Origin of the sequence: Sphaerotilus mobilis, from assembly GCF_004216565.1 — a bacterium.
GTDB classification, from domain to species: Bacteria; Pseudomonadota; Gammaproteobacteria; order Burkholderiales; family Burkholderiaceae_C; genus Sphaerotilus; species Sphaerotilus mobilis.
In genome coordinates this window covers 170,387-192,109 of record NZ_SGWV01000012.1, presented here as the reverse complement: position 1 = coordinate 192,109, position 21,723 = coordinate 170,387, and the positions used below count along the sequence as shown (strand labels likewise).

General features: G+C 66.0%; 17 protein-coding genes and 1 other RNA gene. 9 read left to right on the top strand and 9 right to left on the bottom strand.

The genetic code is table 11. The annotated features are described in order from the left end of the window. The first annotated feature begins 33 nt into the window (after nucleotides 1-33). Both EV685_RS18640 and waaC read left to right on the top strand, forming a co-directional pair. Nucleotides 34-702 carry a DUF4254 domain-containing protein gene (locus tag EV685_RS18640; RefSeq protein ID WP_130483559.1) on the top strand — a complete coding sequence of 223 codons (669 nt, stop codon included), beginning with the start codon at nucleotides 34-36 and terminating at the stop codon, nucleotides 700-702. Then, nucleotides 695-1,693, top strand: coding sequence for a lipopolysaccharide heptosyltransferase I (gene waaC / locus EV685_RS18635; RefSeq protein ID WP_130483558.1), 999 nt, complete (start codon nucleotides 695-697; stop codon nucleotides 1,691-1,693). The genes EV685_RS18640 and waaC overlap by 8 nt, the downstream gene beginning before the upstream one ends. 33 nt (nucleotides 1,694-1,726) lie before the next feature. On the opposite strand, the gene lapB is transcribed toward waaC, so the two are convergent. The 9 genes from lapB to gyrA form a co-directional block, all read right to left on the bottom strand. After that, entirely contained in the window at nucleotides 1,727-2,881 is a 1,155-nt protein-coding gene (lapB, locus tag EV685_RS18630; RefSeq protein ID WP_130483557.1) for a lipopolysaccharide assembly protein LapB, read from the bottom strand. Beyond that, nucleotides 2,871-3,218, bottom strand: a complete 348-nt coding sequence (locus tag EV685_RS18625) for a LapA family protein (RefSeq protein ID WP_130483556.1) — start codon at nucleotides 3,216-3,218, stop codon at nucleotides 2,871-2,873. The genes lapB and EV685_RS18625 overlap by 11 nt, the downstream gene beginning before the upstream one ends. A 147-nt stretch (nucleotides 3,219-3,365) precedes the next feature. Further along, nucleotides 3,366-3,752, bottom strand: a complete 387-nt coding sequence (locus EV685_RS18620; protein ID WP_130483555.1) for an integration host factor subunit beta — start codon at nucleotides 3,750-3,752, stop codon at nucleotides 3,366-3,368. 60 nt (nucleotides 3,753-3,812) lie between these two features. Further along, nucleotides 3,813-5,786 (bottom strand): 30S ribosomal protein S1, encoded by a 1,974-nt coding sequence (gene rpsA / locus EV685_RS18615; protein WP_275938359.1) that lies wholly within the window; start codon nucleotides 5,784-5,786, stop codon nucleotides 3,813-3,815. Next, the gene (locus EV685_RS18610) at nucleotides 5,683-7,701 is read right to left on the bottom strand and encodes a bifunctional 3-phosphoshikimate 1-carboxyvinyltransferase/cytidylate kinase (RefSeq protein WP_130483553.1); all 2,019 of its coding nucleotides are present in this window, start codon (nucleotides 7,699-7,701) and stop codon (nucleotides 5,683-5,685) included. Before EV685_RS18610 ends, rpsA begins: the two co-directional genes overlap by 104 nt. Nucleotides 7,702-7,785: 84 nt before the next feature. Beyond that, on the bottom strand, nucleotides 7,786-8,667 hold the full coding sequence (locus EV685_RS18605) for a prephenate dehydrogenase (protein ID WP_130483552.1): 882 nt from the start codon (nucleotides 8,665-8,667) through the stop codon (nucleotides 7,786-7,788). A gap of 83 nt (nucleotides 8,668-8,750) precedes the next feature. Continuing rightward, on the bottom strand, nucleotides 8,751-9,890 hold the full coding sequence (gene pheA, locus EV685_RS18600) for a prephenate dehydratase (RefSeq protein WP_242615668.1): 1,140 nt from the start codon (nucleotides 9,888-9,890) through the stop codon (nucleotides 8,751-8,753). Between the two features lie 40 nt (nucleotides 9,891-9,930). Next, nucleotides 9,931-10,575, bottom strand: a complete 645-nt coding sequence (locus EV685_RS18595; protein WP_242615667.1) for a hypothetical protein — start codon at nucleotides 10,573-10,575, stop codon at nucleotides 9,931-9,933. Next, entirely contained in the window at nucleotides 10,575-13,247 is a 2,673-nt protein-coding gene (gene gyrA / locus EV685_RS18590; protein WP_130483551.1) for a DNA gyrase subunit A, read from the bottom strand. Before gyrA ends, EV685_RS18595 begins: the two co-directional genes overlap by 1 nt. Before the next feature lie 274 nt (nucleotides 13,248-13,521). On the opposite strand from gyrA, the gene ompA reads away from it, so the two are divergent. The 7 genes from ompA to EV685_RS18555 all read left to right on the top strand — a co-directional run bounded on the left by ompA (nucleotide 13,522) and on the right by EV685_RS18555 (nucleotide 21,723). Then, nucleotides 13,522-14,265 carry an outer membrane protein OmpA gene (gene ompA / locus EV685_RS18585; RefSeq protein ID WP_130483550.1) on the top strand — a complete coding sequence of 248 codons (744 nt, stop codon included), beginning with the start codon at nucleotides 13,522-13,524 and terminating at the stop codon, nucleotides 14,263-14,265. Nucleotides 14,266-14,417: 152 nt separating this feature from the next. Beyond that, on the top strand, nucleotides 14,418-15,134 hold the full coding sequence (ubiG, locus tag EV685_RS18580) for a bifunctional 2-polyprenyl-6-hydroxyphenol methylase/3-demethylubiquinol 3-O-methyltransferase UbiG (RefSeq protein ID WP_130483549.1): 717 nt from the start codon (nucleotides 14,418-14,420) through the stop codon (nucleotides 15,132-15,134). Next, nucleotides 15,131-15,802 (top strand): phosphoglycolate phosphatase, encoded by a 672-nt coding sequence (gene gph / locus EV685_RS18575; protein ID WP_130483548.1) that lies wholly within the window; start codon nucleotides 15,131-15,133, stop codon nucleotides 15,800-15,802. The genes ubiG and gph overlap by 4 nt, the downstream gene beginning before the upstream one ends. Nucleotides 15,803-15,816: 14 nt before the next feature. After that, nucleotides 15,817-16,202: a transfer-messenger RNA gene (ssrA, locus tag EV685_RS18570) on the top strand. 91 nt (nucleotides 16,203-16,293) lie between these two features. After that, on the top strand, nucleotides 16,294-17,745 hold the full coding sequence (locus tag EV685_RS18565; protein WP_130483547.1) for a tyrosine-type recombinase/integrase: 1,452 nt from the start codon (nucleotides 16,294-16,296) through the stop codon (nucleotides 17,743-17,745). Between the two features lie 11 nt (nucleotides 17,746-17,756). Continuing rightward, nucleotides 17,757-21,104: a site-specific integrase gene (locus EV685_RS18560; protein WP_130483546.1), complete on the top strand. Its 3,348-nt coding sequence runs from the start codon at nucleotides 17,757-17,759 to the stop codon at nucleotides 21,102-21,104. A 1-nt stretch (nucleotide 21,105) separates the two neighbouring features. Next, nucleotides 21,106-21,723, top strand: coding sequence for a hypothetical protein (locus EV685_RS18555; RefSeq protein ID WP_130483545.1), 618 nt, complete (start codon nucleotides 21,106-21,108; stop codon nucleotides 21,721-21,723).

Here is a 21,723-nt window from a genome sequence, read left to right as displayed (position 1 = left end):
TTTGCGCCCTGCCTCGATTTGCCCGCCACCGACATGACCTCTTCCGCGCCTCTCGCCGCCGCCGTCACCCAACTGCACGACAGCCTCCTCACCACCCCCGCCTGGCCCGCCGACGCCGCCTTGCTGCCCTCCGAGCCGCTGTGGCACTGGGTCGCCACCAACCACCGCAACAACTGCCTGCTGTGGGCCGAGGAAGACCTTGCGCGGCGGACCACGGTGAGTGAGGCGGAGATCGCCAAGAACAAGCGGGCGATCGATGGCTACAACCAGGCGCGCAACGATGCGACCGAGCGGGTCGACGAGTTGCTGCTGATCGGGCTGGGGCTGGTGGATGCCGAGTCCGCCCGCAGCGATGCGCCGCGCAGCACGGTGCCGGCCGGGGCGCGGCTCAACAGCGAGACCGCCGGCAGCATGATCGACCGCATGTCCATCATGGCGCTGAAGATCGACGCGATGCGCAAGCAGACACTGCGCAGCGACGTCGACGACGCCCACCGCGCCAGCTCGCAGGTCAAGCTTGAGCGCCTGCTGCAGCAGCGGCAGGACCTGGGCGACTGCCTCGACGGCCTGCTGGCTGACAGCGCCGCCGGCAAGGCCTATTTCAAGGTCTACCGCCAGTTCAAGATGTACAACGACGCGCGCTTCAACCCGGCCCTGGTGGCCGAGCAGAAGGCGCAACAGGCGAAGACCTCGGGTGGCTGAGCGCGCCTTGCTGCCCAACGGGCGGCCGCCGCGCATCCTGGTCGTCAAGACGACCTCGATGGGCGATGTGGTGCATGCGTTGCCAGCCATCAGCGACATCGCGCGGGCCCATCCGGGCGCGTTGATCGACTGGCTGGTCGAGGCACCTTTCGCAGCCATCCCCAAGGCCCATCCCGCCGTGCGCCGGGTGATGCCGATCGCCTGGCGCAAGTGGCGCAAGTCGCTGGGCAGGCCCGAGACACGCGCCGCGATCGCCGCCTTGCGGGCTGACCTGCAGGCCGAGCGCTATGACCTGATCATCGATTTCCAGGGCCTGCTCAAGAGCGTGATGTGGGCCGTTCAGGCGCACGGACCAAGGGCCGGCTACGACTGGCAGAGCATCCGCGAACCGCTGGCCTCGCTGTTCTACCGCCACAAGGCGCGGGTCTCGCGCGAGTGGCATGCGGTGGTGCGCAACCGTGCGCTGGCCGCCGACCACCTGGGCTACGCCCGGCCGGTCGACGCGCCGGACTTCGGCCTCGCGCCGCCGGTCAGCAGCTGGCAGCCGCCAGAGCCCTATGCGGTGCTGATCCCCTGCGCCAGCCGGCCTGAGAAGCTCTGGCCGGAGGACCGCTGGCAGCATCTGGCGCGGCGCATCCGCGGCCAAGGCTGGACGCCGGTGATCCTGTGGGGCAGTCCGGCCGAACAGGCGTTGGCGCTGCGACTGGCCGAAGGCAGTGGGGTTGATGCGGTGGTGCCGCCCTTCCTGAGCGTCGCCGATGCCGGGTCGGTGCTGGCGTCGGCCAGGCTGGTCGTCGGACTCGATACCGGTTTCACCCATTTCGCCGCCGCCTACGCGCGGCCGACGCTGGGCATCTACTGCGACCACGAACCGGGTCTGGCTGGCGTGACCGGCTCGGGCCATGTGCGCAGCTATGGCGGCAAGGGCCAGGTGCCGACACTGGCCGAGGTCGAGGCCGGCTTCGACGCGGCGCTCGTGCACACCGGCTGACCCTTGCGAGCCTGAACGCGCTTCAGCGGGCGGTCAGTGGTCTTCCAGCCGGCGCGGCGGGAAGGTGTCCCAGCCGTGGCAGCCCGGGCATTGCCAGAAGTACTGCTGGGCCTCGAAGCCGCAAGCGGCGCAGCGGTAGCGACGCAGCGGCTTGGCCGCCACCGTCAAGGCCTGCTGCAAGGCGCTGCGCTCGGCTTCGGTCAGCAGCATCGCGGGGGCCGGCTCGTTGACCAGGCTCAGCGCCGCGCTCAGGCTGTGCTGACCCTGGACCTGCTGCAACAGCAGGCGACGGCGCTCCTGCGCGTCCGGCTCCAGGCTGAGGATGGCATCGAGCAGGTCCGACGTCGGCGCCTTGGCATGCAGCACCTTCAGGCGCGCCAGGGCGTCATCCTGCTGGCCGCAGGCCTGGGCACTGCTGGCGTAGTCCTTGGCGACGATGCCGAAGGCCTCGGGATGGATGGTCGACAAGGGTGTCCACAGGGCGAGCGCTTCGGCGTGCTGGCCGCCACGCGCCAGACGCTGACCCGCCAGGATCAGCGGTCGGGCCGACTGCGGCGCAGCTTCCCGGGCACGTTGCAGGGCGGCTTGTGCAGCGGCGGTGTCGCCCTGTGCGTCGGACTCCAGCGCCAGTTCGCAACCGTAGTGCGCCACGCGCTGCGAGAAGCTGCCAACGGCGGCCGATTCCAAGCCCCGCGCCACCTCGATCGCCGCTTTCCAGTCGCGCGATCGTTCATGCAGGTTGAGCAACGCCAGCCGGGCTTCCGTCGCGAAGGCGGTGCCTTCGAGGGCCTTGTAGGCCGCTTCGGCGCGGTCAAACAGCCCCGCCTTGAGGTAGTCCTGTGCCAGCGCGTGCTGGGCGCGGTCGCGTTCGGTCGTGGGCAGGTCGGCGCGGCCGAGCAGGTGCTGGTGCACGCGCACGGCGCGTTCGTATTCGCCGCGGCGGCGGAACAGGTTGCCGAGCGCGAAGTGCAGGTCGGAACTGCCCGGGTCTTGCTGGACGGCCTCGATGAAGGCGTCGATGGCCTTGTCCTGCTGTTCATTGAGCAGCAGGTTCAGGCCCTTGAAGTAGGCCCGGGGCGAGGCTTCCACCTCGCGCTTCCAGTTGCGCAGATCGATGCGCGAGGCGAGCCAGCCCAGCGCGAAGGCGGCCGGCAGGGCCAGCAGCAGCCACTGCAGGTCAAAGTCCATCACGGGGCGGGTGCGGCAGTTCGGGTTCAGTGGCCAGCGGAGCCGGGCGGGTGGCCGATGCGGCCGTCGCTCCGGGCGACATCGGCGGTGCGCTGGTGCGCGGCACGGCGGCCTCGAGCGCGCGGGTGCGGCGATGCTGGCGCCACCAGCCCGGCAACATCGCGAAGACGCCGGCCGCGCAGCCGGCGGCGAAGGTCACCAGCACGACCAGCACCATCGGCGCCTGGGTCGAGACACCGAAGAACCAGTGCAGCAGGACCACGTGCTGGTTGTTCAGCGCGAAGGCGAACAGCACGAAGAAGAGGGCCGCTCGGACGGCCCAGATGAGGATGCGCATAGGGGCGCGATTCTAGTGCGGCGCCCCCTGCGGATCGCCCCTGGACAGCCCGATGCCAGCGGGCCGCGACGCGCATGAAAAAACCCGCCGGCAGCGCAGCTGCGGGCGGGTTTCGGGGCAGTCCGGGTCGACCTCGCGGCCGTCCGTTCACTCGTTGACCGATGACACCGGCTTGGCCGGCGCCGCCGGCTTGTCAGCCGACCGCGCCGAGCGCACGACCATCACCTCGACCGGTTCGCCGGCATCGCTGCCAGCGTCCTCGTCGACGGCTTCTCGCAGGGCCTTGCCCGGCTTGAAGTGCGGCACCAGCTTTTCCGGGATCGTCACCTGCTCGCCCGAACGCGGGTTGCGGCCCACGCGCGGCGGTCGGCGGTTGATCGCGAAGCTGCCGAAGCCGCGGATCTCGATGCGGTGGCCACGTGCCAGCGCATCGCTCATGGCATCGAGCATCGTCTTGACGGCGAACTCGGCGTCACGGTGCGTGAGCTGGGTGAACTTCTCGGCCAGCAGCGCCACCAGATCGGAACGGGTCATGGCTAGGTCGGGGTGGGTGCGCCAGGCCTTGCGGCTCGGCGCACCGTGCCATCACGAGGATCAGTTGCCCTGGTCCAGCTTGGCCTTGAGCAGCGCGCCCAGGCTGGTCGTGCCGGCGTTGCCAGCGGTCTCGCGGTTGTCGGCCGACAGCCGCTGCAGGGCTTCCTGCTGCTCAACGTTGTCCTTGGCCTTGATCGACAGCTGGATCGAGCGCAGCTTGCGGTCGATGTTGATGATCAGGGCGGAGACTTCTTCGCCTTCCTTCAGCACGTTGCGGGCATCTTCGACACGCTCGCGGGCGATCTCGGAGGCACGCAGGTAGCCGGTGACGTCGTCGTTGAGCTGGATCTCGGCGCCGCGCGCGTCGACGGTCTTGACCTTGCCGCTGACCAGGGCGCCACGGTCATTGAGCGTGGTGTAGCTGGTGAACGGGTCGGTATCGAGCTGCTTGATGCCCAGCGAGATGCGCTCGCGCTCGACGTCGATGCCCAGAACGATCGCCTCGACGTCCTGACCCTTCTTGTAGTTGCGAACCGCGGCTTCGCCCGGCTCGTTCCACGACAGGTCGGACAGGTGCACCAGGCCGTCGATGCCAGCGGCCAGGCCAACGAACACGCCGAAGTCGGTGATCGACTTGACGGGACCCTTGACGCGGTCGCCGCGCTTGAAGTTCTGCGCGAACTCGTCCCACGGGTTCTGCTTGCACTGCTTCATGCCCAGCGAGATACGACGCTTGTCTTCGTCGATCTCCAGCACCATGACCTCGACCTCGTCGCCCAGGGCCACGATCTTGGACGGGGCGACGTTCTTGTTGGTCCAGTCCATTTCGGAGACGTGCACCAGGCCTTCGATGCCCGGTTCGATCTCGACGAACGCGCCGTAGTCGGCGATGTTGGTGACCTTGCCGAACAGGCGGGTGCTCGACGGGTAGCGGCGCGAGACGCCGATCCACGGGTCGTCGCCCATCTGCTTGAGACCCAGCGAGACGCGGTTCTTCTCGGCGTCGAACTTCAGGACCTTGGCCGTCAGTTCCTGACCCACCGTCACCACTTCGCTCGGGTGACGGACACGGCGCCAGGCCATGTCGGTGATGTGCAGCAGGCCGTCGATGCCGCCGAGGTCCACGAACGCACCGTATTCGGTGATGTTCTTGACCACGCCGTTGACGATCGCGCCTTCACGCAGCGTCTCGAGCAGCTTGGCGCGCTCTTCGCCCATCGAAGCCTCGACCACCGCACGACGCGACAACACGACGTTGTTGCGCTTGCGATCGAGCTTGATGACCTTGAACTCCATGGTCTTGCCCTCGAACGGGCTCATGTCCTTGACCGGACGCGTGTCGAGCAGCGAACCCGGCAGGAAGGCGCGGATGCCGTTGACCAGCACCGTCAGGCCGCCCTTGACCTTGCCGCTGACCGTGCCGGTGACGAAGTCGCCCGACTCCAGCGCGGTTTCCAGCGACAGCCACGAGGCCAGGCGCTTGGCCTTGTCGCGCGACAGGATGGTGTCGCCGTAGCCGTTCTCGATCGCGTCGATCGCGACGGAGACGAAGTCGCCGACCTGGACTTCGATCTCGCCCTGGTCGTTCTTGAATTCTTCGATGGGAACGTAGGCTTCGGACTTCAGGCCGGCGTTGACGACGACGAAGTTGTGCTCGACGCGGACCACTTCGGCGGAGATGACCTCGCCAGCGCGCATGTCGGCGCGTTGCAGCGATTCCTCGAACAGCGCGGCAAAGGATTCCATGCCTTCGAAGGCAGCAGCTTGGGACATTTGGGACTTTCTGCGCCGGCGATGGAACCGGCGACTCGGACCACTTCCGTGGCGGGTTAGGTTGTCGAACCGGGGCCTCGGTGTGCTGACGCACGGCGGGAAGGCCCCGGAACCGTTCGCTGTCGTCGCCGTGTCGGCACGGCGACCCTCAAATGGATCAACCCGCCAACGCGCCGAACGGCAGCCGCGCTTCCCACCAGTCCACCACCTGCTGCACCGAGGCGTCGATGCCAACCAGCGAGTTGTCCAGGGAAAGCGCATCTTCGGCGGGCTTGAGCGGTGCGGTGCTGCGACCTCGGTCGCGCGCATCGCGGGCCTCCAGGTCCGCGCGAAGGTCGGCGAGACTAGCAGGAATTCCCTTCGAAATCAATTGCTTATGACGTCGCTCGGCCCGCGCGGCGGCGGTCGCGGTCAGGAAGACCTTGAGCGGCGCGACCGGGAAGATCACCGTGCCCATGTCGCGGCCGTCGGCCACCAGGCCGGGCAGTTGACGGAAGGCGCACTGCAGGTCGAACAGCGCGGCGCGCACGGCCGGATGGGCGGCGACCTGCGAGGCCATGGCGCCGATCTGCTCTTCCCTCAACTGCTCGCTGACGTCGACGCCGTCGAGCAGCACCACGACGCCGGCGAACTGCAGCTTCATCGCCCGGGCGATGGCGACCACGCCAGCCTCGTCCTCCGGCGCGACGCCGGCCGAGCGTGCGGCCAGCGCGGTGACGCGGTAGAGCGAACCCGAGTCCAGCGTGTGATAGCCCAGCCGCGCGGCAACGCCGGCAGCCAGCGTGCCCTTGCCGGAGGCGGTCGGACCGTCGATGGTGATGACCGGGATGTGCGCCGGCTCGGCCGCGACCACCGAGAACAGGGTCTCGAAGTAGTCCGGGAAGGTCTTGGCGACGCACTTCGGATCGAGGATGCGGGTGGGCACCGGTGTCGCACCCTTGAGCGGGTGGAAGGCCGCCAGCGACAGGCACATCGCCATGCGGTGGTCGTCGTAGGTGTGGATCGAGGCGGGCTGGAACACGTCCAGCGGCCAGACACGGATGAAGTCCGCGCCCTCCTCGACCTGCGCGCCAACCTTGCGCAGTTCGGCGGCCATGGCGGCGATGCGGTCGGTCTCCTTGACGCGCCAGCTGGCGATGTTGCGCAGCGTGCAGGGGCCGTCGGCGTAGAGCGCCATGACGGCCAGCGTCATGGCCGCGTCGGGGATGGCGTTGCAGTCCATGTCGATGGCGCGCAGCGGCCACGCACCACGGCGGACCTCCAGCGCGTTGGGCTCGGCGCGGACCACGGCGCCCATCGCCTCTGCGGCCTCGACGAAGCGGATGTCACCCTGGATCGACGCGCTGCCCACGCCCTCGATGCGCACCGGCGCGTCGACGCCCGCCAGCGTGCCCAGGGCGATGAAGTAGGACGCCGATGAGGCGTCGCCCTCGACGTGGACCTCGCCCGGCGTGACGTAGCGGCTGCCGGCCGGGATGGTGAAACGGGCCCAGCCGTCGCGCCGGACCGCGATGCCGAAGCGTTCCAGCAGGTTCAGCGTGATCTCGATGTAGGGCTTGGAAATCAGCTCGCCAACGACCTCGATGACGACGTCGGCGCGCTCGGCCGCCAGCGGCAGGGCCAGCAGCAGCGCGGTCAGGAACTGGCTGGAGACGTCACCGCGCACCTTGACCGGTGCGTTCAGATCGAGGGTTCCACCGGCCAGGCAAAGCGGCGGGTAGCCCTCGTTGGCCAGACAGTCGACCGTGACGCCCAGGCCGCGCAACGCATCGACCAGATCGCCGATCGGCCGCTCGTGCATGCGTGGCACGCCCTTGAGCGTGTAGCGCCGGCCGCTGCCTTGTGTCGACAGCACGGCCAGTGCAGCGGTCAGCGGGCGCATCGCGGTGCCGGCGTTGCCCAGGAAGAGCTCGGCTTCGGCGACGGCCGGCTGGCCGGCGAAACCGTCGATGTGGGTCAGACGGCCGATCTGCTCGATCGTGCAGCCCAGCGTGCGCAGGGCCGCCAGCATGACGCGGGTGTCGTCCGAGTCCAGCAGGTCGACCAGCGTCGTGCGGCCCTGGCTCAGGCCGGCCAGCAGCAGCAGACGGTTGGAAATGCTCTTGGAGCCCGGCAGGCGCACGGTGCCGGCGGCAGCGCCCAGGGGCGGCAGGTCGAGGTGGGGGATGTCGTACATGGGCGCGCGGCTGCGACAGCAGTCAGGGAAGTTCAAATGGACAAGGGCCGCAACCGGTGCGGCCCCTCGGGAGATCGGGAACGTTCAACGCGCCGAGCCTGGCCGCGCGTTCATCTGCCAGTTGCCGCGACCTTCGGAGGCACTGCGGATCAGGTCTTCCAGCGCCTCCTGGTTGCCCGAGCGCATGACGTGCTCGAAGGCGTCCAGCGCGTGGCGCAGGCGGGCCAGCTGCTTGATGACCTCCTCGCGGTTGCTGGCCAGGATGTCGCGCCAGACCGCCGGCTCGCTGGCGGCGATGCGGGTGAAGTCGCGAAAGCCCGGTCCGGCCAGCGACAGGAACTCGCGTCCGGCCGGCTGGGCCATGACGGCGTTGAAGTAGGCAAACGCCAGCAGGTGCGGCAGGTGGCTGACGGCGGCAAACGCGGTGTCGTGGTTCTCCGGGGTCATGCGCAAGACCTGCGAGCCCACGGCGGCCCAGACGTCGGTGGCCTTCTGGACCAGCGCCGGATCGGTCTGCGACAAGGGCGTCAGGATGACCTGGCGGTTCTGGTAGAGCAGCGCATCGGCGTGTTCGACGCCGGCCACTTCCTTGCCCGCGATCGGGTGTGCCGGCACGAAGGACACCAGCCGTTCCTTGAGCACGCGCCGGGCCGCATCGACCACGTCGCGCTTGGTGCTGCCCACGTCCATCACCAGCGCGCCCGGCTCGATGCCGTGGCGGATGGTCTTGAGCGTGCCCTCGGTCGCGGCCACCGGCACCGAGATCAGCACGATGTCCGAGCCCGAGACCGCCAGCAGCGCCGAATCGGCCGACTCGTCGATCACGCCCAGGCGCTTGGCCCGGTCGACCGTCGACGGCGACTTGCTGTAGCCGACCACACGCTTGACCAGGCCACCGCGCTTGAGAGCCAGCGCAAAGCTGCCGCCCATCAGGCCGCAGCCGATCACCCCCAGTTGCCGGAACATCGCCATGCCTTGCCGCCCGTCTTGCTGTTCTTGTTTGCTGGTTCGCTGGTTCGCTGGTACGCCGGATCGATCGTGGCGCCGCCTCAGTGCACGTCGATCGGGTACGTCCCCAGGACCTTGAAGTAGGCGCACACGCTGCGCAGTTCCTTGAGCGCCGTCGCCACGGTCGGCGTGTCGGGATGGCCCTGCACGTCGATGTAGAAGTAGTACTCCCACTGGTCGGAGCGGGCCGGGCGCGACTCGAAGCGGGTCATCGACACGCCGTGGTGCTTGAGCGGCACCAGCATGTCATGCACCGCGCCAGGCCGGTTGATCACCGAGACGACCAGGCTGGTGCAATCGTGGCCCGAGGCCGCCGGCGCCGGGTGGCGTTCCGGGTGGGTCACGATGGCAAAGCGGGTGCGGTTGTTGGCATCGTCCTGGATCGCTGGCGAGACCATGTGCAAGCCCCATTCGCTGGCCGCGCGGTCGCTGGCAATGGCCGCGAGCGTCGGGTCAAGCGCGGCCAGGCGCGCGCCCTCGGCATTGCTGGCGACCGGTCGGCGCTCCACATCGGGCAGGTGATGGCTGAGCCAGCCGTGGCACTGCGCCAGCGCCTGCGGGTGGGCGCAGACGGCCTGCAGGCCGGCCAGCGTGTCCTCGCGGCGCAGCAGGTTGTGGCGCACGAACAGGCTGGTCTCGCCGATGATGAACAAGGGCGTGGTCAGGAACAGGTCCAGCGAGCGCGCCACCACACCCTCGGTCGAGTTCTCGACCGGCACCACGCCGAAGTCGGCCGCACCGGCGGTCGTCGCGCGGAAGACCTCGTCGATGCTGGCGCACGGCACGCGCACCAGCGAGCTGCCGAAGTAGCCCAGCGCCGCCTGTTCGCTGAAGGTGCCGGCCGGGCCGAGGTAGGCCACGCGGGTGGGCGTCTCCAGCGAGCGGCAGGCGCTCATGATCTCGCGCCAGATGGGCGCAACGCTGTCGCCCTTGAGCGGCCCCGGGTTGACCGCCTTCAGGCCGTCGATGACCTGCGCCTCGCGCTCGGGGCGGAACACCACCGAGCCTTCCTTCTTCTTGATCTCGCCGACCGCGAGGGCCAGCCCGGCGCGCCGGTTCAGCAACGCCAGCAGGTCACGGTCGAGCGCGTCGATCTGCGTGCGCAGCGCGAGCAGCGCGGGGTCGACCGGAGCCGCCGGGGTCGGTGGAAGGAGGGCGTCGTCGGGCGCGTGGTCGGACATGGCAGGACGGGATGCGGCGCCGCGTGAGCGACGCTCGGGTTCAGGGCTTGGCGGGTGCCGCCGGGGTGGCCGCCGGCGCGGCAACGGACAGGCGCTTGCCGATCGCGGCGTCGAGATCGCGCAGCTTGGGCTCGATGCTGCTGCGGGTCTCGGCAACCAGCTTGTCGGTCAGCGACTTCTGGAACTCGGGCAGCGTGAACTGGTACTTGCGGGCGACCGGCGAATCCAGCCAGGCCACCAGCTGGCGCAGTTCTTCCTCGCTGAACTTCTGGTCCAGCTGCGCGCCGATCGTGGACGGCGCGGCCGCCACGGCCTTGTCGCGCACCAGCGGCATGGCCGCGTCCATGTACTTCTTCAGCTCGACCTGCAGGTCCTTCTGCAAGGCCTCGCGCTTGTCCGGCGGCACGCGGGTCTGGATGATCATTGAGACCTGCTGGACCATCGGCGCGACCGGCTGTTCGACCAGCGCACGGGCAATGGCCTCGATGCCGGGCTGCTGCAGCGTCAGCACCTTCTGGATCAGTGCCTTCTTGGCCGGGCTGGCCACGGCCGCAGCAGCCGCTGGTGCGGCCGGTGCATCGGCGGCCAGGACCGGCGACAAGGCGGCGCCAAGCGCCAGGCTGGCCAGCATGTTGCGCAAGGGCATGCGCGGAATGGACGTCAGGACGTGGTTGCGGGTGGACATCAGGGGTTCTCGTCACCGGTCGGGCCGGCATCACCTTCAGGGTTGGGGACATCGGCCCCCAACTCGGTGGCCGACTCGCTGCTGGACTCGTTCGCATCGTTCTCCACGATGCGCTGCAAGCCCGACAGCTTCGCACCTTCATCCAGCGCGATCAGTGTGACGCCCTGAGTGGCGCGCCCCATCTCGCGGATTTCCGAGACCCGCGTGCGAACCAGCACACCCCGGTCGGTGATCAGCATGATCTCGTCGTTGGCACGCACCAGCGTCGCGGCCACGACCCGGCCGTTGCGCTCGGTCTGCTGGATCGCGATCATTCCCTTGGTGCCCCGGCCATGGCGGGTGTATTCGACGATCGAGGTGCGCTTGCCAAAGCCGTTCTCGGTCGCGGTCAGCACCGACTGGCTCTCGTCCTCGGCCACCAGCATCGCGATCACGCTCAGGCCGTCTTCGAGCGCCATCCCGCGCACGCCACGCGCCTGACGGCCCATCGCGCGGACGTCGTTCTCGTCAAAGCGCACAGCCTTGCCGCCGTCGCTGAACAGCATCACGTCATGCTGGCCATCGGTCAGCGCCGCACCGATCAGGTAGTCGCCCTGGTCGAGGTCGACCGCGATGATGCCGGCCTTGCGCGGGTTGCTGAACTCGTCCAGCGCGGTCTTCTTGACGGTGCCCAGGGCGGTCGCCATGAACACGAAGTGATCGGCCGGGAAGCTGCGGAACTCGCCGGTCAGCGGCAGCACGACGTTGATCTTCTCGTCGGGCTGCAGCGGGAACATGTTGACGATGGGCTTGCCACGCGACGCGCGTCCGCCCTGCGGCACTTCCCAGACCTTCAGCCAGTAGACACGGCCGCGGTTGCTGAAGCACAGGATCCAGTCGTGCGTGTTGGCGATGAAGAGCTGGTCGACCCAGTCGTCTTCCTTGGTCGCCGTGGCCTGCTTGCCGCGCCCGCCGCGCTTCTGAGCCCGGTACTCGGCCAGCGGCTGGCTCTTGATGTAGCCGGTGTGGCTGAGCGTCACGACCATGTCGGTCGGCGTGATCAGGTCCTCGGTGCCGAGTTCCTGCACGTTGTGCTCGACCACCGAGCGGCGCGCGCCGACCTTGGTCTGGCCGAACTCCTGGCGCAGGGCGACCAGTTCCTCGCTGATGATGAAGGTGACACGCTCGGGCTTGGCGAGGATGTCCAGCAGGTCAGCGATCTGGGCCATGACCTCCTTGTACTCGCCAACGATCTTGTCTTGCTCCAGCCCGGTCAGGCGCTGCAGGCGCATCTGCAGGATCTCGCCGGCCTGGTCGTCCGACAGGCGGTAGAGGCCGTCTGCCTGCATGCCGTAGTTCGGCGCCAGCCCGTCGGGCCGGTAGGCAGCGCGGCCGCCGGGCGTGTCGGACTCGGCCCGCGACAGCATCTCGCGCACCAGCGACGAGTCCCAGCTCTGCGCCATCAGCCCGGCCTTGGCCATCGGCGGCGTGGGCGATTCCTTGATGATGCGGATGAACTCGTCGATGTTGGCCAGCGCCACGGCCAGGCCTTCCAGCACATGGCCGCGCTCGCGTGCCTTGCGCAGCTCGAACACGGTGCGGCGGGTCACGACCTCGCGGCGGTGCTCCAGGAAGATGTCCAGCAGCTGCTTGAGGTTGCACAGCTTGGGCTGACCGTCGATCAGCGCCACCATGTTGATGCCGAAGGTGTCCTGCAGCTGGGTCTGCTTGTACAGGTTGTTGAGCACCACCTCGGGCACTTCGCCGCGCTTGAGCTCGATCACCACCCGCATGCCCGACTTGTCGGACTCATCCTGGATGTGGCTGATGCCGTCGATCTTCTTCTCGTGGACCAGCTCGGCGATGCGCTCAAGCAGGCTCTTCTTGTTCACCTGGTAGGGAATCTCGTCGACGATGATGGCCTGGCGAGCGCCGCGATCGATGTCCTCGAAGTGGACCTTGGCGCGCATCACCACCTTGCCGCGTCCGGTGCGGTAGCCCTCGCGCACACCGTTGACGCCGTAGATGATGCCGGCGGTCGGGAAGTCGGGCGCCGGGATGATCTCCATCAGTTCCTCAAGCGTCGCCTCGCTGTTGCGCAACAGGTGCAAGCAGGCGTCGACGACCTCGTTGAGGTTGTGCGGCGGGATGTTGGTGGCCATGCCCACCGCGATGCCGGCCGAGCCGTTGACCAGCAGGTTCGGCAGGCGCGTGGGCAGCACCAGCGGCTCGCGCTCGGAGCCGTCGTAGTTCGGGCCGAAGTCGACGGTTTCCTTGTCGATGTCGCCCAGCATCTCGTGGGCGATCTTGGCCAGGCGGATTTCCGTGTACCGCATCGCCGCTGCGTTGTCGCCGTCGACCGAGCCGAAGTTGCCCTGTCCGTCGACCAGCATGTGGCGCAGGCTGAAGTCCTGGGCCATGCGCACGATCGTGTCGTAGACCGCCGTGTCGCCGTGAGGGTGGTACTTGCCGATGACGTCGCCGACGATGCGGGCAGACTTCTTGTACGGCCGGTTCCAGTCGTTGTTGAGCTCGTGCATCGCGAACAGCACCCGCCGGTGCACCGGCTTGAGGCCGTCGCGGGCATCGGGCAGGGCGCGCCCGACGATCACGCTCATCGCGTAGTCCAGGTACGAGCGCCGCATCTCCTCTTCGAGGCTGATGGGCAGGGTTTCTTTGGCGAAGGAGGTCATGAGATCTCGGGAAGGCCGGCGCCGGACACAGGTTCCGGCACACGGCGCAAGCGGGCGCGCCCAGGCGAATCGACGGATTTTAGGCGTGCCCGACCTGTTGCCGGTCGACGACAGCCACGACAGGCTCAACAACCGGGTGTTGCCACGGTCCGACGCCAGAAGTCCCTATGGCAGAATAATTTTCACGTCGTTTGGGATCTAAGCGTCCTGCGTCAGACCGTTCGCTCGGGCGAACGTCCATTGCCGCTCTCTGCGGTCCATCGAGAGGAAAACCATGAACAACCTGAGCAAGGTGTCCCTGCTGTTCGCGACCGTCGCACTCGCCGCATGCGGCACCGTCGGCGGCGGCAAGCCTGAAAACGGCAACACGCAGAACGCCTCCGGCGCACCGGCCTGGAAGAACGGCACCAACGAATACTGCTGGCGCAACGGCTTCTTCACGCCGACGACCGGCAATCAGGGCTGCGACGGCGTTCCCCCGCCGCCCGCTCCGGCCCCGCCGCCGGCACCTGCGCCGGCCCCGGCCCCCGCGCCTGCTCCCGCACCGGCACCGGCACCTGCCCCGGCTCCGGCTCCGGCACCCGCTCCGGCCGTCGTGCCCGCCCCGGCTCCGGTGGCTGCACCCGCAGCCGCACCGGCACCGGCCGCCCCGGTCAGCGAGAAGGTCACCTTCGCCGCCGACGCCTTCTTCGACACCGCCAAGTTCGTGCTCAAGCCCGAAGCCGCCGGCAAGCTCGATGACCTGGTCAGCAAGGTCCAGGGCATCAACCTCGAGGTCATCATCGCCGTCGGCCACACCGACTCCGATGGCTCCGACGCGTACAACGACAAGCTCTCGGTCAACCGCGCCGAAGCCGTCAAGAAGTACCTCGTGAGCAAGGGCATCGAGCAGAACCGCGTGTACACCGAAGGCAAGGGCGAGAAGCAGCCCGTCGCTGACAACGGCACGCCCGAAGGCAAGCAGAAGAACCGCCGCGTCGAGATCGAAGTGGTTGGCACGCGCACGCTGAAGAAATAAGCATCCCGACACCGCTGCCAGCCGCAAGGCCGGCAGCGGTCGATGCCTCCCGAACCCCGCCACGGCGGGGTTTTTCTTTGGCTGACCCACATAGATGCGGGGCCCGACACAGCCCGGTACAGTGAGCCACTTCCCTGCACAACGACGACGCCATGCACGCCAACGCCGACCCCAAGGAACTCGCCAAGTTCAGCGAACTGGCCCACAAGTGGTGGGACCCGGAGAGCGAGTTCCGCCCGCTGCACCGCATCAACCCGCTGCGCCTGGGCTGGATCGAACAATGCACCGGTCCGCTGGCCGGACGCCGCATCGTCGATGTGGGCTGCGGCGGCGGCATCCTCAGCGAAGCCATGGCACAACGCGGAGCCGAGGTGCTGGGCGTCGACCTGGCCGAGCGCTCGCTCAAGGTCGCGCAGTTGCACGCCCTCGAGTCCGGTCAGGCGGGCGTGAGCTACCGGCTGGTCTCAGCGGAGGCGCTCGCGGCCGAGCAGCCCGGCCAATTCGACATCGTCACCTGCATGGAGATGGTTGAGCACGTGCCCGATCCGGCCGCCATCGTCGACGCCTGCGCGCGGCTCGTGAAGCCGGGCGGCTGGGTCTTCCTGTCGACGCTCAACCGCAACCTGAAGTCCTTCCTGTTCGCCATCGTCGGTGCGGAGTACGTGCTCAAGCTGCTGCCGGCCGGCACGCATGAGTACGCCAAGTTCATCCGCCCGAGCGAGCTGATGCGCGCCTGTCGCGAGGCCGGCCTGACGCCGCAGCAGACCCGCGGCATGCAATACAACCCGCTGACCCAGCGCTACTGGCTGAACGACGACACCAGCGTCAACTACCTGGTCGCCTGCCGCAAGGACCCGGACGCCGCATGACCGGACGCCGCACCTGGGGCGCCGTGCTGTTCGACCTCGATGGCACGCTGGTCGACAGCGCCCCCGACCTTGGCGAGGCGGCCAACGAACTGCGCCAGCGCCACGGACAGGACCCGCTGCCGCTGTCGGACTTTCGCCCGATGACCGGCACGGGTGCGCGCGGCATGGTGGACGTGGCGCTGGGAATCGGCGTGGACGACCCACGTTTCCCGAGCCTGCGCGACGAGTACCTCGCGCTCTACGAAGCCCGCATGACGCGCCTGACGCGTGTGTTCGACGCCATGGCGCCGGTGCTCGACGCGCTCGACGCAGCCGGCCTGCCCTGGGGCATCGTCACCAACAAGTACACGCGCTTCGCCGAACCGGTGGTCCGGGCGGCGGGCATCGCCACGCGCAGCTGCGTGCTGGTCTGCGGCGACACCACGGCCCATGCCAAGCCACACCCCGAACCCCTGCTGGAAGCAGCCCGCCGCATCGGCGTTGCACCACGGGCTTGCGTCTACGTGGGCGACGACCACCGAGACGTCATCGCCGGCCGCGCTGCTGGCATGGCCACTCTCGCCGCAGCCTGGGGCTACCTCGGCATCGGCGAGCCCATCGACCAATGGGGCGCCGATGCGGTGATCGATCACCCGAACGGCCTCTTGAACTTCCTCTCGATGCCCTAAACTCTCGTCCTTCAGGGGCCGACCTGGTTTCGACGTGGGTGCGGAATCGGAGCAGGGCATGCCGAGCACCAGTTCGCTCGTAAATCCACTGGAAACAAAGTAACTGCGAACGATACCTCGTACGCCCTCGCCGCTTAACACCGGTGAGCCTTGCAGCAGATCGCCGATGGTCTGTGTTGGAAACAACGGCAAGGTCATGCACATCGGCTGGTTCTGAGCCGGGTCACACGACCCAGAACGAGACTACGTGACTGGCGGCGATCGAAGGGTGCTCCTGCCCGTTGACGCTGCGAGACTCAAATCAGAGAGCTACGCATGTAGAACTGCCTGAGGATGGCTTGCGGACGGGGGTTCTTATCTCAGGACCCGATTCCGAGCGGCTTTAAGCCCCCCTCCACTCCTCTGAATACCTCTAAAAGCGCCACTTTTGTGGCGCTTTTCGCTTGTGCGCCTTTATCCTGCTGAATAAGAATGCACGCAGGAGTGTATTTATGGCGCTTGTCCACGTTCGCAAGGAAGAAGTCAACGAGTACGGTCGCCCGAGCTGGCGGCTGACGGACCCGTCTGGCGTGTACATCTCGGTCTTTTCAGAGTTCTGCCACAGACTGAAGGGACTGCGGTACGCCACGTTGCTTCGGTACACCACGGTCGTCGCGCGCTTCATCGACTACCTCTACGAGGTCAAGGTGCTTGGCGCAGCACCAGTCAGTCGCTCTGTCGTCAACGACGCAATCAACTACTACTTGGAACTGCTTCGAAGCGGTGAGCACGTCTCCCTGACGATTGGCAAGCGAGAGCGCGCCCGCTACGCTGAGGGCGACGAGGCCCGTGAGGCAGCGCTGCGAAGCGTTGCCCGACGCCTGAAGATTGAACCCCTGGCAGCCGGCAGTTGGGCTAACACCATTGCCGCCCTGAACCACTTCCTCCGCCTCTGCGCGATGCTGGAGAACGAGGCCAAGGAGATGGCACTAAACAGGGGCGGCATGGACCCAACGCTGGTGGCGAACGCAGCATGGGACTACCGTCCATTGTTGGAAGCAGTCGACGGCGTGACGGCGTTTAGCCCGGAAGAGGTCCTACACCTCAAGCAGTCCAGCATGCTGGGCGGGGTCATCCGGTTTCGCGGCACCGAGTTGACCCGCCCTCGAGGACTGCGCAAGAGCGTCCGGCAGCAGCGCCAGATGGATGTCGATTCGTTGGACTTCCCGCTCGAGCACTTCCCGGCCTTGATTGCCGCCGCGACGACTTGGCGAGACCGGGCCCTCTGGGCGCTGCTCCTCGCCAGCGGCATCCGCCGCTCGGAGGCGCTCAACCTTCAATGGTGCGACATCGACTTCGCGAAGCGGGAGGTGTTCGTCCTGGACCCCGATTCGCTGCGCTACGGGCGCGAAATGCCACAAACCGAACGCGACCAGCGCTTCAAGGGCCGAACAGTCTCTCGCACGTACCTTTTCCTTCCCTACCGGACCTGGTTCTTCGAGTACCTGAGCAGGTACCGCAAGGAGGAGTACCGACTTCCCCAGGATGGCAACGACTTTGTCTTCCAGTACCTCATCAAGCCGCACTACGGTAGACCGCTGCACGAGGCCACAGATGAGACGCTGAACTCTGCCTTCACCTCGGCCGTCAAGCGGGCGCAGATTCCCGGGCCACCAGTGGCCAGGGAACACACCTGGACAGCCCACTCGCTTCGCCACTCGTATGGGGTCTACATGTTGAACGACTACGAGGTACCTGGCCAGACGATGCCTGGCTTGACGCTGGCGGAGGTCCAGCAGTTGATGGGGCACAGGGACGTCAACACTACGCGCAAATACGCACGAGAACGTACCAGCCGCCTGCAGGCGAAGTTGCAGGCACATGACCTGCACTTTATCCAAGGGGAGGCTCTCCCCCCTGGCCTGGCGCTGCCTTCGCCGCCCGCTGTACCTCTCATCGGCTGACACATATGCTCGTGAATCTCTCGACCCACCCTGTGGCGCTGACGTACTCCGGGCTTTCGGAGGCAATGCGCGACGCGATGCACCGAGCTGTCACCCACACTGGGGTTCCTCTGTTCATAGCCGTTCCGGAGGGCTCTTCCGAGGTCATGCTTGACGTCCAGCTCGCCGACCTAATGGGCCTGACGCGCAAAACAGGCCCTGAGCGGTCGCCAGCGGCGGTGGCCTTGGTGGACCTTGCCTTGGCTGGCTTTGTGATGCTGCCGGCCACCGGCCCCTCGTTGTTTCTCCTCGCCCCCTCAAACTGCGTCTTCGCGCTACCTCCCTTCCTCATGGAAGTTGATGCCTGGGTACAGAAAATCGCTCCGCGTTGGCTGGCCAAGCGCAGTCACCTTCAATTGATGCTGGCCACTGCCTGTCGGCAGGCCACTGAATTTGAACTAGACGGATTCGTGAAACTGCACAGCTGGCTACTCGAGCAAGGAGTCGACTCGAAGTTCTCTACCGCGGCGCCGGCTTACCTTCTTCTGCGGTGTATCGAGTTCGCGGATGCGAATGCGCTCGGTCGAGACCTGCGGCACGGGTACCTAATCTGGCGAGCCTCTGAAGCAGACAAAACCATGAACTTCAAGCAGTTCATGTCTGACCCGAAGAACTTGGCCGGGATGCGCGTGCACGGGCACGAAAGGGAGCGCATCGAACTGAAGGCTCACATTGAGCGTCGGCATGCCCGCGAGAACCAGCGAAAGGCCGAAAGGAGGGCCGAGCGCCCAGACGGCCCTTTCGTCGAAAACCTTCGACGAATCGCATCGACAGATGACGTCTCTTCCTCAGATGAATACTTCGCCGCCCTGACCGGGGGGTCGAGCGTGAAAGGGTTTCGGCCGGACGATTGGCTGGACAATCCAATCAACTATCCGGGGCGCCCGTCGATAGACATCGCCAAACTAGGTGCAAATTGGTTCATAGCCTTTCGAGCGTTCCTAGCCCATCGAAGGAAGGACTATGAGACTGACGGGCAAGTCCGGTCCGCCTTGATTGTGCTTGCAGACTATGTGTTGTTGTACTTGCCCTGGTGGATGTCCCGACACCCAGGAGCAACGCTGGACTTTCCATCTTCTCCCAAGAAATTTTTGAGATTCTTCTATGTGGACCGCACTCGGTTTCACACAGAGCAGGCCCAAGGCTTGGGCGCACTTCCTCGCACCCTCAACGAAATGCTGCCCCTGCGAAGGCCCACGCCGGGTTCTCGCAATGTCGCCCGTTTGGCGATGCAGCAGTTTTTCAGCTTCGTACAGACCTACTTCGAGGACGATAGCAGGTTCGTCACCAAGGGCATGCAGAACCCTTTCCGCACAGACTTTGACAACGAAGTTGCTGGGCGCGCGAGCAAGACAGACAAGGTTCCGTTCGCTGAGGACGTTTTCCCATTCCTGATTCACTACGGGCAGGCTGTTGAGGCCTTTGGTGAGTTCCTCCAACAGGAAGCCTACCTACGGAATCGCTTCCGCGAACTGCCAAACGGTCCGCGAACGGGGTACGACACTGCCGAATGGGGCTACGTTCCAGTCTTCTGGTACCAAAGGCGCCGGTACCAGTTAGATTGGGTACCGAACATCTTCACTATATCGAAGCGGACGCTGAAGTCGAACGCCGACGGACTGGAGGGCCTGTACGTGCAGGGGCGCCGAATCAACGTCGGAGCCAACCGAAATGTCACGTTGAATTTCCCGCATCTGACCGTTGCACGGCTGCTGATGGCCATGGCGGAAAGCGGCTTGCGGGCTCAATCGCTGCAGTGGCTGGACCGCAGGACCTTTGACAAGCTGGCACCGCGATTGGCCTCGCTGGCCTCCCTGCATGGCGATGCCCTCAACCAGAACTACCACGCGCTGTACATCAACACGGACAAGACCCATGAAGAATGGAAGAACTTGGTCTCGTGGCGAGTGCGTAGGTCACTGCTCGCCGAGTACTACTTTCAGGAATCGGTGGTCGACAAGTTCCGGTCAGTCGAGGTGCCCTACGAGGACCGCGAGAACTCCAGGTTCTTGCCAGTAAACGCCTTGTTTCGGTCAGACCGTGCCGCTAAGCCTGTCTCCGACAGCCTCTACGACTACCGCTGGGTGGAGTACCTATTTGGATTCCAGGCGTTCTACAACCGCAAGGACGGTACGGACCGTTCTGATTCAGACGATGCGTTGATTTTGCTCCGAGAGCGTGACGAGTGGGTGGAAGGGGGAACAATCTCCGACGTCTACCGGGCCATTCACACACCGCACTCATGTCGGGCGACCTATGCGACGCTGAAGGACGGAGACCTTGAGGTCTCTGAGATTGCAGAACAGTTGGGTCATTCGAATACCATAGTAACCAATACGTATCAAGTTCCTCAAATCAAGCGGCTGCTGGCCAAACTTAAGGCCATCGACGCGCGAACCATGGAAGGGGAGGCCTACGACCCCACAGGCGAGAGTTCAGCGCGCCTCCACCCTGAGCGCAAGGACAGCTCCGTTCGGTTGGCATTCGAGAGAAACAGGGAGCAGGCCATAGCTGACTTCAGGTTCATACCTGGGGTTGCCTTGTGGTCCCTGTCTGAACTGGACGGAGATGCCTCGACCCTCAACCTCCTAAGACAAAGCCCGTCGAGCATCATTCGCTGGCATCCGACTCACGCTTGCCCTGTAGGGAATCAGTGCCCAAAGGAAGTCATCGCGAACACTGGGGGTATGAATCGCTGCGGTATCTGTCCCTTGGCCGCCAAATGCATAGACCACCTCCCAGGGATAGAAGCTAAGCAGGCTGAACTGCATGAGCGCATCCGGACAGCGGCTGCAAGGCAACAACTACTTGAACGCAAGGGGTGCAACCAGACCGACATCGACAACTTGCACCGAGAGATGAGTCTTGACACCAAGGAGCTCTTGGGGTGGAAGCTGTCAGCTGAAATTCTTCGGTCTGCGCAGCGGGAATTCGGCGAAGGTGACAAGACTTACCACGTGGACCAGCCGGAACTGGTGCGCAAGCAGTTGGAGCTGGTCACCCGCAACCGCTCTGAGAGCGAGTTCTTCCTGCAGCGCATTGCCGACTCGAACGCGTACCCGTCGCTTGAATCGCCAGAGGTGCGTGCCAAGGCTCTGCGATACACCAGGTTGATTCTCGCCAAGCAAGGCCGGCTTGATGAAGCAGCCTTCCTGGACGTTCCTCCCCACAGTGAACTGACTGTTTTCGCGTCGTTGATGAAGCCCTACGTCGACGCGAACGGCCTCACGCTCGAGCAGGTGGCCTCTGCGGTGGAAGAGCTCCCGCGCATCGTGGCATTGCCCTCCGCAAGCACCACCCCGTTGTTGGCAGGAGCTTGAGGTGGGCGTACCCAAGGGAACCGACAACTTCAAGGCATTCCGGGCGGCCCAGCAGGGAACCTCGGTCGAGTTGCTTCGCGCGGAACTGGAAAAGGCTCGACGAAGGAAGATGCCGTACCCCGACAAGGCCACCCTCGTCTCGGACATGGCAGAGCGGACCAAGATTCACCGGACGACCTTGATTCGAAACCCGCTCTATCACCGAATGCTGCTGGAGTTCTTGGCGGGGCAGTCCGGAGCGTCTACCTTTGTTGCAGACAAGGATGCCCCCCCTGAACTGCTGCGGGCGAAACTCGTCGACGCGCAAATGGAACTTGGTTCCTTGAAGGAGCAGTTGGCCGCCCGAGTACGCGAACACGCTGGAAATGTGGTGCGTCCTGGGGCCGGAGGACCGGCCTTATCCGAGTCTGAGGCACATGTGGCCTACGCAGATACGGTCTGGGCGCTCAGAGCGGTGATTGACCGCGTCAACATGGATGGCGATGTTTTTGAAGTGGACATGGACAAGGCAGAGATTCGAGACCTTGCGGCAGCGCCAGGCCGGCGGGTTGTTGTCTCAGGCCCTCGACTTCGCCCCTTCCTCGACGCGCTGCGGCGGCTGAAGGAGCAGGAGCGATGA